Raw genomic sequence first — 13,332 nt, 5'->3', positions numbered from 1 at the left:
GATGAGGGCGCCTCGAGTTGATCCCCCGTAGTGCCCGTGCAAAAGACTCTTCCAGCCGCCTATGCCATCTTTGAAAGATATGCGGGGGATACGACAGGACATTCAGGGCCTACGCGCACTCGCTGTCACGGCGGTGGTTCTCGACCACGCGGCCGTGCCCGGAGTCGCCGGCGGATACATCGGCGTCGACATGTTCTTCGTGGTATCTGGGTTCCTGATCACAGGGCAATTGCTGCGCCGTCTGCGCAAGACGGGACGCATCGGCTTCGCCGACTTCTACGCGCGCCGCGCGCGCCGCATCCTGCCCGCCTCGTTCACCGTTCTGGCGCTCACGGTGGGCGGCGTCTTCCTCTTCGTACCGCCCACGCTGCGCGCGCAGGCGATGACGGATGCCGCGGCCGTGGCGCTCTACGTGCCCAATTACGTCTTCGCCGTCCGCGGCACGGACTACCTCGCGAACACGACGCCCTCGGTGTTCCAGCACTACTGGTCACTCGGCGTGGAGGAGCAGTTCTACCTGCTCTGGCCGGCGCTCCTCGGCGTGGCGTGGGTGCTGCTGCGCCGACGCCGGCGCGCCATCGCGGCCGTGCTCGGCGTCCTCGCGATCGTCTCGCTCGTCGTCGGCATCTGGCTGACCCGCACGAACGAGCCCTGGGCGTTCTTCGCGCTCTGGCCGCGCGCCTGGGAGCTGGCGGCCGGCGGCCTGCTGGCCATCGCCGCCCCCACCGTGAGGCGCCTCCTGCCGGCGTGGGGGGCTCGAATTCTGGGCTGGGCCGGCGTCGCGGGAATCGTCGTCGGCTGCGTCGTATTCACGGCCGACACGACCTTCCCGGGCACCGCCGCGCTGCTGCCGGTGCTCGCGACCGCAGCCGTGATCGCCGCGGGCGAGGTGCCGGCACGAGGCTCGGTCGTGTCGCTGCTGAGGCTCCGTCCCTTCCAGTTCCTGGGTGCGATCTCGTATTCGCTCTACCTCGTGCACTGGCCGCTCGAGCAGCTGCCGCAGGCGGCGGTCGGCTACGAGCATCCGCTGCCGCTCTACATCACGCTCGCACTTGCGGTACTCGCCGTCCCGCTCGCGTGGATCATGTACCGCTGGCTCGAGAACCCGGTGCGGCACGCTCGCTTCTTCGCCAAGGCGCGACCGCGACGCTCGCTGTTCGCCGCGCTCGCCGGCAGCTCCGTGCTCGCCGCCGTCTCTGTCGTGGCCCTCGTCGGCGCGGCGAATGCGACGCCGAGCACTGGGCGGGTCGTCGCGGCCACGCCGCCGTCGGTGCCGCTCCAGGAGACCTCGTTCGTCCCGGCCAACCTGAAGCCGGCGCTCACTCAGGCGCAGAACGACAACCCGGCCCTCTACAGCGACGGCTGCGAGCTCAACTTCTCGCAGTCGACGCCCCACCCGTGCGCATCCGGGCCGTCCACGGCGCCCACCGTCGTGCTGTGGGGCGACTCGGCCGCCGCCCAGTGGGCGCCCGGACTGCAGCAGGCCGTCGAGTCGGCCGGCGACCGATTCGTCACCCAGACGAAGAGCGGATGCGCATCGACCCTGATCGACCATGTGCGCAACGGCCAGCCGTACCCGTCGTGCGACGCCTGGCGCACGAACGTGCTCGCACAGCTGAAGAAGAATCCACCGGCGGTCGTCGTGCTCGCCAGTTACGACAACGAGGAGCTCCCCAAGGGCAAGAACGCCGAGCAGCAGTGGGCAGACGGGCTCGCGAACACGATCTCACAGATTCCGAGCCAGACGCGTGTCCTGCTGATGTCGGACAGCCCCGACTTCGGGGTCAACCCCGTCGACTGCCTCTCTCAGCACCTCACGGATGCGAAGGCCTGCGCCCAGCCGAAGTCGAAGGCCCTCAGCTCCCCCGGTCGCACCGCCGCGCAGAACGCGGCCAAGCAGACCCGCGCCCAGCTCATCGACCTGACCGACTACTTCTGCACTGACACGGTGTGCCCGGCGATCGTCGGGAACACCCTCATCTACCGCGACTCGCACCACCTCACGGCGAGTTTCTCGAGCGCGCTGGCGCCTGCTCTGTCGGCGAAGCTGGCACCGTACCTGCCGTAATCTTGTGGCGTGAGCGACCCGGACCATTCCGCCCCCGTCACTCCGGCTGAGGGCTCACCGGTTCGCCGCTCGCTTCTGGCAGACATCGCGCCGCTCAAAGAGAGTCCCGCATTCGCGCGTCTCTGGGGCGGCACCGCCATCGCCGGCATCGGCAGCCAGATCACGATCGTCGCCATCGGGCTGCTGATCTACGACATCACCGGCTCGACGCTCGCCGTGTCATTCGTCGCGCTGTTCGCGCTGGGGCCGATGGTCGTCGTCGGCCTCTACGGCGGCATGCTCGCCGACGTGTTCGACCGGCGCAAGGTCGCCCTCGTCGGGGCGCTCGGGGCCTGGCTCTCGACCGCAGGCATCTGCGTGCTCGCGTGGCTGCACTCGGAGACGGTCTGGCCGCTCTACCTGCTCACGATGGTCAACACGGTCGCGGCCACCGTGCTGCAGTCCGCGAATGCAGCGACGACGCCGCGGCTGGTCCGGAAGGAGCTGCTGCCCGCGGCATCCGCTCTCAACGGCATCTCGACGGGCATCCAGATCACCGTCGGGCCGGCCGTCGCCGGCGTGCTGGTCGCCGCCGTCGGCTTCGGCCCGACGTTCTCGATCGACGTGGTCACCTTCACCTGCACCTTCCTCGCCGTACTGTGGCTGCCGCCCATCCGGCCGCACGGTGACGCCGAGCGCCCAGGCCTGCGCTCACTCCTCGAGGGGGCGCACTTTCTGCGCCGCGCCGTCAACATCCGCACCTCGTTCGTCGCCGACATCATCGCCATGACCTTCGGGCAGCCGCGCGTGCTGTTCCCCGCGGTCGGGGCCGTGCTGCTCGGCGGCGGCGCGATCACCGTCGGCGTGCTGACCGCCGCGTACGCCGTGGGCGGCCTGCTCTCGAGCGTCTTCTCGGGCTCCCTCGGCCACGTGCGCGCGCAGGGGCGCGCCGTCGCACGCGCGATCACCGTGTACGGATTCGCCATCCTCGCATTCGGCATCGTGCTGCTGGTGCAGGCCCTGCGCGGGCGCGGCAACGCCGGCTCCGCCTGGGCGCACGTGCACCTTCCCGCGCTTCTGCTCGCCGCCGCCGCACTGCTCATCGCGGGCGGCGCCGACAACGTGAGCGCCATCTTCCGCGGCACGATTCTGCAAGCATCCGCACCCGACGCGATGCGCGGGCGCATTCAGAGCGTCTTCGTCGTCGTGGTGACCGCCGGCCCGCGCGTCGGCGACCTGTACATCGGCCTGATGAGCACGATCGCCGCACTCTGGGCGGGCCCCGTGCTCGGCGGTGCACTCATCGTCGTGCTGATCTTCGCGCTCATCCGGCGCCAGCGCTCGTTCCTCGCGTACGACGCGCTGCACCCCGTGCCGTGATCGCCGCGCGCACGAGAAGAGCCCCGGTCGCCCGGGGCTCTCGCGCTCTTACTTGACGTCCAAGAGGTCGATCACGAAGATCAGCGTCTGGCCGCCGAGGGGGTGACCGCTGCCGGCCGGGCCGTAGGCGAGCTGCGGCGGGATCGTGAGCTTGCGACGACCGCCGACCTTCATGCCGGGGATGCCTTCCTGCCAGCCGGCGATCAGACCCCGCAGGGGGAACTGAATCGATTGGCCGCGACTCCACGACGAGTCGAACTCTTCGCCGCTGTCGAACCCGACGCCGACGTAGTGCACGTCGACCGTCGCACCCGGCGTCGCTTCGGTGCCGCCGCCGACCTCGATGTCTTCGATCACAAGCTCGCTGGGGGCCGCGCCCTCAGGGGCCTCGATCTCGGGCTTGGTCTTGTTGGTTTCTGCCATGTCTTCCATCCAAGCGGCTCGGGGGGCGGCCGCGCAAAGCGCCCAGCCGATCTCCAGGCACGCGCGAACGCCGCACTTGCGGGCCCTGGACCGCCGAGGGACAATCGACGCACGAACTCGCCGATTGCTCGCGTTGCAGGCCTAGCCGCACCAGCATCGGCGAGTTTCTTGTCGCGCGAGTCTCGCCGCGCCCGGAGCCGATCTAGCCCCGGAGCACCTCGTAGCGGTCGCTGGTGATGGCCTGCAGCAGTTGGCGCTCATCGCGCTGCGCGCGCTCGCGGCCGTGATCGCTCTGGATGCGCTGACGCGTGTACGCGAGCTTCGTCGCATCGCCGATGAAGCGCCGTACCGCCCGCCGCGCGCGAGGCCCGTGCGCCCGCGCCCACCGCCGCGCCTGCCGGCGCCCGGAAGACGTGCCCAGCATGTCCACCTCGGCCACTGTGAGCCAGCCTGCGCGCGCATAGAGGGTGAGCGCCTGATACGTCAGCTGCGCGTCGCGGCGCCTGGCCTGCAGGACGAACCACGCCATCAGCGCGAAGATCGGCAGCTCGATCAGCAGATAGAAGAAGAACGCGCCGTTCTCGTTGAGCGCCGAGCCGAGGTTGAACCCGGCGTGCAGAAGGATCGCCGCAGCGAGGCCGGCGAGGAAGAATCCGATCGTCCGGCCGATTCGCCGCGGACCGCGCGCAGCCAGCCCCAGCGCGATGCCCGTGCACGACGTGAAGGTCAGGTGAGCGAACGGCGAGAGGATGCCTCGCACATAGAACGTATACACGAGGTCCTCACCGCCGCCGTTCCACAGCGCGAGCCCGAAGTACTGGATGTTCTCGACGAACGCGAAGCCCGCCGCGATCGTCGCGGCGTAGACGACGCCGTCGACGGGGCCGTCGAAGGTGCGCTGAGCGATGATGAAGACGATCAGCACGCCGATGCCCTTGGCCACCTCCTCCACGACCGGCGACTGCACCGTGACGGAGAAGAACTGGCTGCGGCTGATGCCGAAGTCGTGGCCGTAGCGGTTCAGGGTCTCGTCCACTTCGAGCGCGGTGAAGATCGACACCCCTGCGCCCCACAGGAACGCGAACGCGCGGAGCGCAAAGGGCTCCGGCTCCCAGCGGTCGACCCAGCGCACCACCGTCAGCACGGCGACGAGCGGCACGAGCGCCACGAGCCCGTTGAGCACGACGCCGGGCACCCCGAGCACGCCGACCAGGTACGCGATCACCTCGATCACCGCCATGGCGCACACGCCGATCCCGACGACGATCACCGCGACGGTGCCGACACTCGGCCGCCTACGCTGCGCCGGGTGCGGCAGGACCGTCTGGATCGCGCCCGTGGTCGAGACCGGCGGCGCGAACGGATCGCCGGTGTGCACGGGGCCGCTGCCCCCGCCCGCGCTCATGTCTCTTCAGACACCTTCCAGGTCGTGATCGATACCCCGATGGTATTGCGCGCATACCATTGAAGAGGCAAGAAGGAGGGCCCGCCCGGTGACCACGCTCACGGTCGTCATCCCCGCTCTCGACGATGCAGAAATGCTGCGCCACTCCCTCCGCGCGCTCGCCGCGCAGAGCCGGCCGATCGACGAGATCATCGTCGTCGACAACGGCAGCACAGACGACACCGCCGCGGTCGCGCAGGCCGGCGGCGCACAGGTGCTGTACCAGCCGGTGCGCGGCATCATGTCAGCGTCGGCGACGGGCTACGACGCAGCGGCATCCGATCTCATCGCCCGCATCGACGCCGACTCACGCCCCCCGGCCGACTGGGCGAGCCGCATCGTCGCCGAATTCGACGCGTCGCCGGCGATCGGCGTGCTGACCGGCCCCGGCGCCTTCTACGGGCAGAAGCCGTGGGCGAACTGGATCGGCGAGCACCTGTACATTCCGGCGTACTTCCACATTGTCGGCCCGTGGCTCGGCGGCTCACCGATCTTCGGTTCCAACTTCGCGATGAGACGCGAGGTGTGGGCATCCGTTCGCAGCCTCGTGCATCGCGACGACCCGCACATCCACGACGATCTCGACCTCAGCCTGCACCTGCCGCTCGACGTGGTGGTGCGCTACGACCCGACCCTTCGCGTCGCGGTGTCGTCGCGGCCGCTCGAGAGCTGGAGCGGCCTCGGACGACGCCTCGCCTGGGCTTACCACACCTTCGCGGAGCACTGGCCCGAGGCATCGCCGTGGGAGCGGCGAGCCGCGCGTCGGCGCCACATCAGCGAGGAACAGGCGCTAGTCAGCCGTGTGGAATAGCTGCACCATGTCGAGCGCGAGCTGGTGCGGCGTCGTCTCGCACGGGCTGTGCCCCGTCGCGTAGACGGCCGCAGTCGCACCGATCTCGCTCGCGAAGCGGCGGTACAGCTTCGAGCTCCACAGGTCGCGTTCGCCCGAGACGACGAGCTTGGGCACGCGGGATGCTCGCAGCTCGGCTCGGAGATCGGGAGTCTTCATCATGAGGCCGACGATGCCGTCGACGCTGATCCGGCGCGTGTACGCCAGCCGCGCATTGGCGAACCGCAGACGCTCGGGCGTCACCTTGCTGAAGTTCGTGCGCACGTTCCAGATCAGCACCGCGCCGCCGACGTGCTTCGTGTAGATCGGAAGTCGTGTGAGCCACCCGATCGAGCGCACGGCACGGAACACCTGGCCGGTGAGCGGCGGCGTCGCGAGCAGCGTCAGGCTGCGCACCAGCTCGGGCCGCTGCACGGTCACGAACTGGGCGACGATTCCGGCGAACGAGAAGCCGAGCAGATGCGCGGGCTTTCCCGCCTCGAGGAACGCGACCATGTCGTTGATGAAGAGCTCGTACGTCCACCCCTCGTCACCCGCGGGCCCGGCGTCGGCCGACTGGTACTGGCCCGGCAGGTCGTAGCTCTGCACGAAGTAACCCTGCCCCGCGAGGATCGGCGCGAGATACGCGAAGTCCTCTTTGGAGCCGGTCGCACCGGGCACGAGCACGACGCGCTCACCGTCAGGATCGCCCAGATCCCACGCGGCGAGCGAGCCGCTCGGGGCCTCGAACCGGTACTCGCGCGTGCCCTCGGGGGCGACGGCCCAGTCGATCTGGGGCAGTGCCTCGTCAAGTCCTATGGCATGCTCTGCGGTGTCCGGAATGCTCATGCGGGCTGTTCTGCGCGTTGAAAAGTCGTGATCATGTCGAGTGCGAGTTGGTTCGGGGTCGTTTCGCACGGGCTGTGCCCGGTGCGGTAGACGGCCAGTTCGGCACCGATCCTATCGGCGTACTCGGCGTGCATCCGAACCGGCCAGAGGTCGTGCTCGCCGGTGGCGATGAGCAGGGGCACGCCGGAGGTCGCGACCGCGGCGGTCACGTCGGGCGTCGCCATCATGAGCTCGATGATGTCGTCGACGCTCTCGCGGCGCGTGACCGTCAGGCGGTCCCGCACGAACGCGAGCCGCTGATCGTCGACGCCGTTCTTGTTCGTCTGAATGCCCCAGATCATGAGGCCGGCGCCCACGTGCGCGCTCAAGAACCGCGCAAACGGGCCGACGATCTTGACGCCCCGGAACACGTTGCCGGTCAGCGGCGGCGAGGTGAGCAGGGTGAGGCTGAGGAACAGGCCGGGGCGAGCCGCCAGAACGAGCTGAGCCACGACGCCTGCGAACGAGTACCCGAGCACGTGCGCCGGCGCGCCTGACTCGAGGAACGCAAGCAGGTCGGCGACGTAGAGCGGATAGTCCCACTTGCCCGTCGTGCGCGACGGACCGGCCGCTGCGGATTCGAACTGACCGGCGAGGTCGTAGCTCTGCACGTAGTAGCCGGCGCGCGCGAGCGGCGGCGCGAGCAGCACGAAGTCCTCTTTCGAGCCGGTCGCGCCGGGCAGGAGCACGACGCGAGGGCTGCTCGGATCGCCGAGGGACCAGCCAGCGAGCACTCCGCTCGGCGCCTCGAAACGGAACGGCACAGCGTCGGGGTCCGGTCGCGACCAGTCGATCGGGCGGATTCCCGCATCGAGTCCGACCGCACGGGTGCGGGGGTCGACGACCGTCTCCATACCTGACATTCTGCGCTCTCCCCCAAAACGGACATTGTCGGCACCGCCGTCAGCAGGTGAAAACGCGCTGCACCCGCACGAGATTCCCTTCGGCGCACAACCTCCCTGGACTCCTCGTCCGCCTTCCCTAGTCGGCAGCCGATCGGCACCCGTGTATTGGCGCCTGAGTACTCAAGTTCGCTGTTTCGTGACTCACGCTCCGCAGCACCCACCAGGCTCGAAGGCACCCGAGCTCGCGTACGGGGCGGGCTCCGTGCAGAAAGTGAGACGACCATGCCTGCGAGCACTTACGATGCAATGCCCCTGTCGGCGACAGATGGGGCACCCTTCGCTTCAAAGCAGGCCTGCTCACGATGTATTGCTACCAAGGTGGCGAGATCAGATGCCCGAACTGGGTCGCGCACTCGATTACGAACCCCGGCGTCACTAATCCATACGCGGTGCCTGTACCAGACTTGCCTTTGCTCACAGCGGGCCAGCCACTTGGGTTCGGAGACGCCCCCGCGACCAGCGAGTTGGCCCAACAATCAAGGATCCTGATGTCGGACGAAATCGTCAGTCTCTCGGAAGCGCTTAGAGCCGGCGATGCGGAATTGCGATTCTCATACGAGCCACTGCCGACGGCGATCAAAGCACGGTGATGGCACCGCGACGCCCCTCTCCTCCGCTCACCTGAATGCTGCGGAGCGCTGAATGGAGCTGATTCGGGAGATCGTCGAGAGAATCGAGCGCTACTGGGCCGCGGACGTGGAGATTGTCGGGGCGTGGTACGACAGTGAAACGACCGGATATCTGGTCTACCAGCGGCTCATCGAGCCGGCGGTACTTCTGGGCCGGCGCCTCGAATTCGGCGAAGGCGCGGCGGGCGGCACCCTGGAGAGTTACGTCGCCGACGTTGCAGTCGATCTCGATGAGCCATTGGGTGCGGCAGCCGTCGAGCAGGATCGATATGGCATCAGGTGGACGGCGATCGCAGCTGGGGCGTCGGTCCCTCAGCTGCCGCCTGACATCGCGGCCCGGCTGCCGACCGGCCACCACTGAGTGAATAACTCAACAGCGCAGGCTGTGCAGACACGGTGCTGTGCACTGCGACATGCGCGCGGCGCCGGCTATGCGTCCGCGACGCCCTCCGACAGGCGTTCCGGAGACAGCTCGTATTCGACCTGGTCGCGGGGCATCAGACCGGCCTCGACCACGAGGTCCGCGATGCTGCGGCCCGTCAGCAGCGCCGTGTGCGACAGTCCGGCCGCCGCCTTGTAGCCGATGAACGGTGTCAGGGCCGTCACGACGCTCACGCTCGAGCCGACCATCGCCGCGAGCCGCTTCTCGTTCGCGGTGATGCCCTCCACGCAGTTGACTCGCAGCGTGTAGAACGCCTGACGCATCCAGGTGATCGACTGCAGCAGCGAGTGCGCCACGACCGGCTCGAACGCGTTCAGCTGCAGCTGACCAGCCTCGACCGCCATCGTGACGGTGACATCGGCGCCGACGACCGAGAAGGCGACCTGATTGACGGCCTCGGGGATCACCGGGTTGACCTTCCCCGGCATGATGCTCGACCCGGCCTGCCGTGCCGGCAGCATGATCTCGCCGAGACCGGCCTGCGGCCCCGACGACAGCAGCCGCAGGTCGTTGCAGATCTTCGACAGCTTGACCGCGGCGCGCTTGAGCGCCGACGAGAACGTCATGAAGACGCCCGTATCGCTGGTCGCCTCGATGAGGTCCCCGGCGGTGACGAGCGGCAGACCCGTGATCTCGGACAGATGCGTGCGAACGGATGCCGCATAGCCGCGCTCGGCGTTGATGCCGGTGCCGATGGCCGTCGCGCCGAGGTTGATCTCGGACAGCAACGGGAGCGTCTCGGTGATGCGCTGGATATCTTCGGTGACGGTCGTCGCCCACCCGTGGAACTCCTGGCCGAGGGTGAGGGGCACGGCATCCTGCAGCTGGGTGCGGCCGATCTTCACGATGTGCGCGAAATCGCGACCCTTCGCCGCGAACGCATCGCGAAGCATCCGCAATTCATCGAGCATGCTCGACAGTGAGAACATCATCGCGATCTTGATCGCCGTCGGGTACACGTCATTCGTCGACTGGCTGCGATTCACGTCGTCCAGCGGCCCGAGGTACTGGTACTCGCCCCTCTTGTGACCGCCGAGTTCGAGGGCCCGGTTCGCGATCACCTCATTCGCGTTCATGTTGGTCGAGGTGCCCGCCCCGCCTTGGATCACCCCGACCACGAACTGCTCGTGCAATGCCCCGTCGATGATCTCGGCGCAGGCCGCATCGATGAGCTCGGCCTTGTCGGGCGCGAGCACCCCCAGCTCGCGGTTGGCGCGCGCGGCGGCCTGTTTCACCGAGGCGAGCGCACGAATCAGCTCGGGGTAGATCGAGATCGGCCTGGCCGCGATCGGGAAGTTCTCGATCGCGCGCGAGGTGTGCACACCCCAGTACGCGTCGTCGGGGATCTGGCGCTCCCCCAGCGAGTCGGACTCGATGCGCACGTGCGCTCCCCTCGGCCTCGGCTCAGCTGATCTTGCCGAGCACCCTGCGGATCAGGTTCTCACGCGCGGGCGTGTACGGCGGTGTGACGAGCCGGATGGTGTCGGGCGCGAGCGGCTTGGTCAGCACCGCCTTCTCGTGACTGAACGCCTCGACAGAGCGTCGGCCGTGATAGGCACCCATTCCGCTCGGCCCGACTCCGCCGAAGGGCAGGCCATGCACACTGATGTGCGCGAGCGGAATGCCGAAGCCAAGGGCGCCGGACGAGGTCTCGGTCGTGAAGCGCCGTCGCGCGCGCGAATCGTTCGTGAAGACGTAGAGTGCGAGCGGCTTGTCGCCCGAGTTGATGTGCCGGATCGCATCGCTCGCGTCGGCCACCGTCACCATGGGCAGGATCGGCCCGAAGATCTCCTGCTGCATCACGGGCGCGTCCCGCGGGACGTCGGCGAGCACGGTCGGGGCGAGGTAGCGGTCGGACGGGTCCGACTCGCCTCCGGTCACGAGCCTGCCCGCGCCGAGCAGACCGGCCAGCCGGTCGAACTGCTTCGGGTTGACGATGCGCCCGTAGTCGGGGCTCCGCTTGGGGTCGGCGCCGAAGTAGCGGGTGACGGCGCGCTCGAGCGCCGGCCCCAGCTTCGCCTGCACGGCGGCGGTGGCGAGCACATAGTCCGGCGCGATGCAGGTCTGCCCGGCGTTGAGGAACCGCCCCCAGGCGATGCGAGCCGCAGCGGCGTCGATATCGACAGTGTCGTCGACGTAGGTGGGCGACTTGCCGCCGAGCTCGAGCGTCACGGGCGTGAGGTGCTTGGCCGCCGCCTCGAGCACGATGCGACCGACGGTGCCGTTGCCCGTGTAGAAGATGTGGTCGAAGCGCTCGGCGAGCACCGCCGTGGTCTCGGGCACGCCGCCCTGCACGACCGCAACGGCTCGGCGGTCGAGGTACCGCGGGATGAGTCGCCCGAGCACCTCGGCCGTAGCGGGGGCCAGCTCGCTCGGTTTGAGCAGCACGGAGTTGCCCGCCGCGAGCGCGCCGATGAGCGGCCCGAGGGTCAGCTGCACCGGGTAGTTCCACGGCGCGATGATGAGGGCGACGCCGAGCGGCTCGAGAACGGCCTTGGCGCTCGCCGGCAGAAGCGCCGGCGGCACGGCCACTCGCTGCGGCCGCAGCCAGCGTCGCAGGTGGGCGCGCACGTCGTCGAGCTCGGCGACGGTGAAGCCGATCTCGGAGTACTGCGCCTCGGCCGGCGCCTTGCGCAGGTCGTCCCACAGTGCCTTCTCGAGCGCGGGACCGTTCTCGGTGAGCAGCGCGCGCAGCGCTTTCAGCTGCGCGAGTCGCCAGGTGAGCGGTTTGGTGCGACCCTCGTCGAACGCGGCGCGCAGTCCGGCCACGATCTCTGCGGCGGATGCCTGGTCCAGGGCGCTTCCCGACGATGTCGCGATGCTCATGCGCGTCAGCCTAGGCTCTATTGACCAGCAGTCAATATCATGTCGATGCGCGACGGCAGACCCAGGTCAGGCCGGAAGTGGCCGCTCAGCAGCGGTCCCTCCGGGGTGTCCGGCGTGATCCGCCACACCCAGCGGAACGGCGTGCCGACCAGCTGGCGGTGGATTTCCAGCGTGCCGTCGACCCAGCCGGCCCAGGCGCCGTGAGGAACGTCCTTCAGCGTCTCGAGCGGCGTCAGCGGCGTCGTGCCGGGAATCCACTGCGTACGGCCGGCCGTGAAGCGCGACGTCGCTTCGCCAGGGCCCGCGAGCTCGACCTCGGCCGCGTCATCCGTGAAGGTCACCGTGAGCTGCTCGATGCCGAGCGCGTTTCGAGGCAGCCGGTAGGCGCGACCGCCGAGAGCGGCCTCGGCTGAGGCATCCGCCGCAATCAGATCGGGGTCGGGCACACTCAGCCCGGTCAGCTCGAGCGCATCCCCGTCCGCCGCGGCGGGGGCTGCGTGACCCTCTTCGACACCCGGCAGCAGCCGCCGCCAGATCGTCTCGAGGATGCGATTGGCGTCAGAGGAGCCGGAGGTCGTCGCGACGACGAGCTCGAGCTCGGGAATCACCACTGCGAACTGCCCGCACATGCCGTCGGCGCGGAACCCGTGGCTGGAACGCCAGAGCTGGAATCCGTAGCCGATCGCCGACTCGTGACTGTCGAACCAGATGTTGCGCGTCTGATGAGCGCTCGCCTGGTCGATCCACGCCGCCGGAACCAGCTGACGTCCCTCCCACTCACCGCGTTGCAGGAGCAGCTGGCCGAACTGCGCAAGCTGTCGTGTCGTGAGCTTGAGCCCCGTGCCGCCGAACTCGATGCCGCGGGCGTCTCGCTCCCAGTGAGGCGTCGCCCACCCGAGCGGCCCGAAAAGCCGCGAGGTGAGGTATTCCGTGACGCTCACACCGGCGCGGCGCGTGACAGCTGCGGCGAGGACATAGCTGCTCGCGGTGCTGTAGACGAAGTGCGTGCCCGGCTCGTACGGCGCGGGCGACTCGAAGAACAGCTCGACCCAGTCGCGCTCGGGCAGTGCCTGCAGCGTGCTCCAGAGGTCTTCCGGGTGACCGCTGGTCATGGTGAGCAGGTGGCGGATCGTCTGGCCCGGAACCTCGCGATGCTCGGGGAAGACGGCGTGGGTCGGCTCGTCGAGGCCGAGCAGCCCTTCGTCGATCGCGAGGCCGACCGCCATCGACGTGAACGCCTTGCTGACCGAGAACATCATGTGCGGCTCGTCGGGCGAATACGGGTGCCACCATCCCTCGGCCGCGACCCGGCCGTGCCGCGCGATGACCAGTCCGTGCACGCCGTGATGTCCGGCGTCGAGATCCTCGACGAACTTCGCGATCGCGGCGGGATCGATACCAACAGAACTCGGGCTCGTACGCTCCATCGCCATGGATCCGACACTACCCCGCGCGCAACCGTCCGCCGCCGGTCCCCCGCTCCCCTAGGATTCGGGACGTGACCGAGACGAGCACGTCC

General features: G+C 68.8%; 11 protein-coding genes. 4 read left to right on the top strand and 7 right to left on the bottom strand.

The genetic code is table 11. The annotated features are described in order from the left end of the window. The first annotated feature begins 79 nt into the window (after positions 1-79). Entirely contained in the window at positions 80-2,068 is a 1,989-nt protein-coding gene (locus ACFOYW_RS06900) for an acyltransferase family protein (protein WP_390228072.1), read from the top strand. Positions 2,069-2,077: 9 nt separating this feature from the next. After that, the gene (locus tag ACFOYW_RS06895) at positions 2,078-3,427 is read left to right on the top strand and encodes an MFS transporter (protein WP_390228071.1); all 1,350 of its coding nucleotides are present in this window, start codon (positions 2,078-2,080) and stop codon (positions 3,425-3,427) included. 48 nt (positions 3,428-3,475) lie between these two features. Here ACFOYW_RS06895 and ACFOYW_RS06890 read toward each other — a convergent pair whose 3' ends face one another. Together ACFOYW_RS06890 and ACFOYW_RS06885 are read right to left on the bottom strand one after the other, a co-directional pair. Next, positions 3,476-3,850, bottom strand: coding sequence for an FKBP-type peptidyl-prolyl cis-trans isomerase (locus tag ACFOYW_RS06890; RefSeq protein ID WP_390228070.1), 375 nt, complete (start codon positions 3,848-3,850; stop codon positions 3,476-3,478). 202 nt (positions 3,851-4,052) lie between these two features. After that, entirely contained in the window at positions 4,053-5,255 is a 1,203-nt protein-coding gene (locus ACFOYW_RS06885; RefSeq protein WP_390228069.1) for a PrsW family intramembrane metalloprotease, read from the bottom strand. An 88-nt stretch (positions 5,256-5,343) separates the two neighbouring features. On the opposite strand from ACFOYW_RS06885, the gene ACFOYW_RS06880 reads away from it, so the two are divergent. Further along, a complete protein-coding gene (locus ACFOYW_RS06880; protein WP_390228067.1) occupies positions 5,344-6,105 on the top strand; it encodes a glycosyltransferase family 2 protein in 762 nt (253 codons plus the stop codon). On the opposite strand, the gene ACFOYW_RS06875 is transcribed toward ACFOYW_RS06880, so the two are convergent. Together ACFOYW_RS06875 and ACFOYW_RS06870 are read right to left on the bottom strand one after the other, a co-directional pair. Further along, positions 6,085-6,972 carry an alpha/beta fold hydrolase gene (locus ACFOYW_RS06875; protein WP_390228066.1) on the bottom strand — a complete coding sequence of 296 codons (888 nt, stop codon included), beginning with the start codon at positions 6,970-6,972 and terminating at the stop codon, positions 6,085-6,087. The two genes, ACFOYW_RS06880 and ACFOYW_RS06875, sit on opposite strands and share 21 nt — an antisense overlap. Next, the gene (locus tag ACFOYW_RS06870) at positions 6,969-7,865 is read right to left on the bottom strand and encodes an alpha/beta fold hydrolase (protein WP_390228065.1); all 897 of its coding nucleotides are present in this window, start codon (positions 7,863-7,865) and stop codon (positions 6,969-6,971) included. Before ACFOYW_RS06870 ends, ACFOYW_RS06875 begins: the two co-directional genes overlap by 4 nt. A 693-nt stretch (positions 7,866-8,558) precedes the next feature. Between ACFOYW_RS06870 and ACFOYW_RS06865 the strand changes: the two genes are divergently transcribed. Then, positions 8,559-8,906, top strand: coding sequence for a hypothetical protein (locus ACFOYW_RS06865; RefSeq protein ID WP_390228064.1), 348 nt, complete (start codon positions 8,559-8,561; stop codon positions 8,904-8,906). A gap of 68 nt (positions 8,907-8,974) precedes the next feature. Here ACFOYW_RS06865 and ACFOYW_RS06860 read toward each other — a convergent pair whose 3' ends face one another. The 3 genes from ACFOYW_RS06860 to ACFOYW_RS06850 are packed head-to-tail and all read right to left on the bottom strand — an operon-like array spanning position 8,975 to position 13,246. Further along, positions 8,975-10,369 (bottom strand): aspartate ammonia-lyase, encoded by a 1,395-nt coding sequence (locus ACFOYW_RS06860; protein WP_390228062.1) that lies wholly within the window; start codon positions 10,367-10,369, stop codon positions 8,975-8,977. A gap of 22 nt (positions 10,370-10,391) precedes the next feature. Further along, positions 10,392-11,813 (bottom strand): aldehyde dehydrogenase family protein, encoded by a 1,422-nt coding sequence (locus tag ACFOYW_RS06855; RefSeq protein ID WP_390228060.1) that lies wholly within the window; start codon positions 11,811-11,813, stop codon positions 10,392-10,394. Between the two features lie 17 nt (positions 11,814-11,830). Then, on the bottom strand, positions 11,831-13,246 hold the full coding sequence (locus ACFOYW_RS06850) for a serine hydrolase domain-containing protein (protein WP_390228059.1): 1,416 nt from the start codon (positions 13,244-13,246) through the stop codon (positions 11,831-11,833). Positions 13,247-13,332 lie beyond the last annotated feature (86 nt).

It is taken from the genome of Gryllotalpicola reticulitermitis, from assembly GCF_042651345.1.
Classification (GTDB): Bacteria; Actinomycetota; Actinomycetes; order Actinomycetales; family Microbacteriaceae; genus Gryllotalpicola; species Gryllotalpicola reticulitermitis.
The sequence above is the reverse complement of the archived record's forward strand: the minus strand, read 5'-3'. Positions and strand labels throughout refer to the sequence as shown.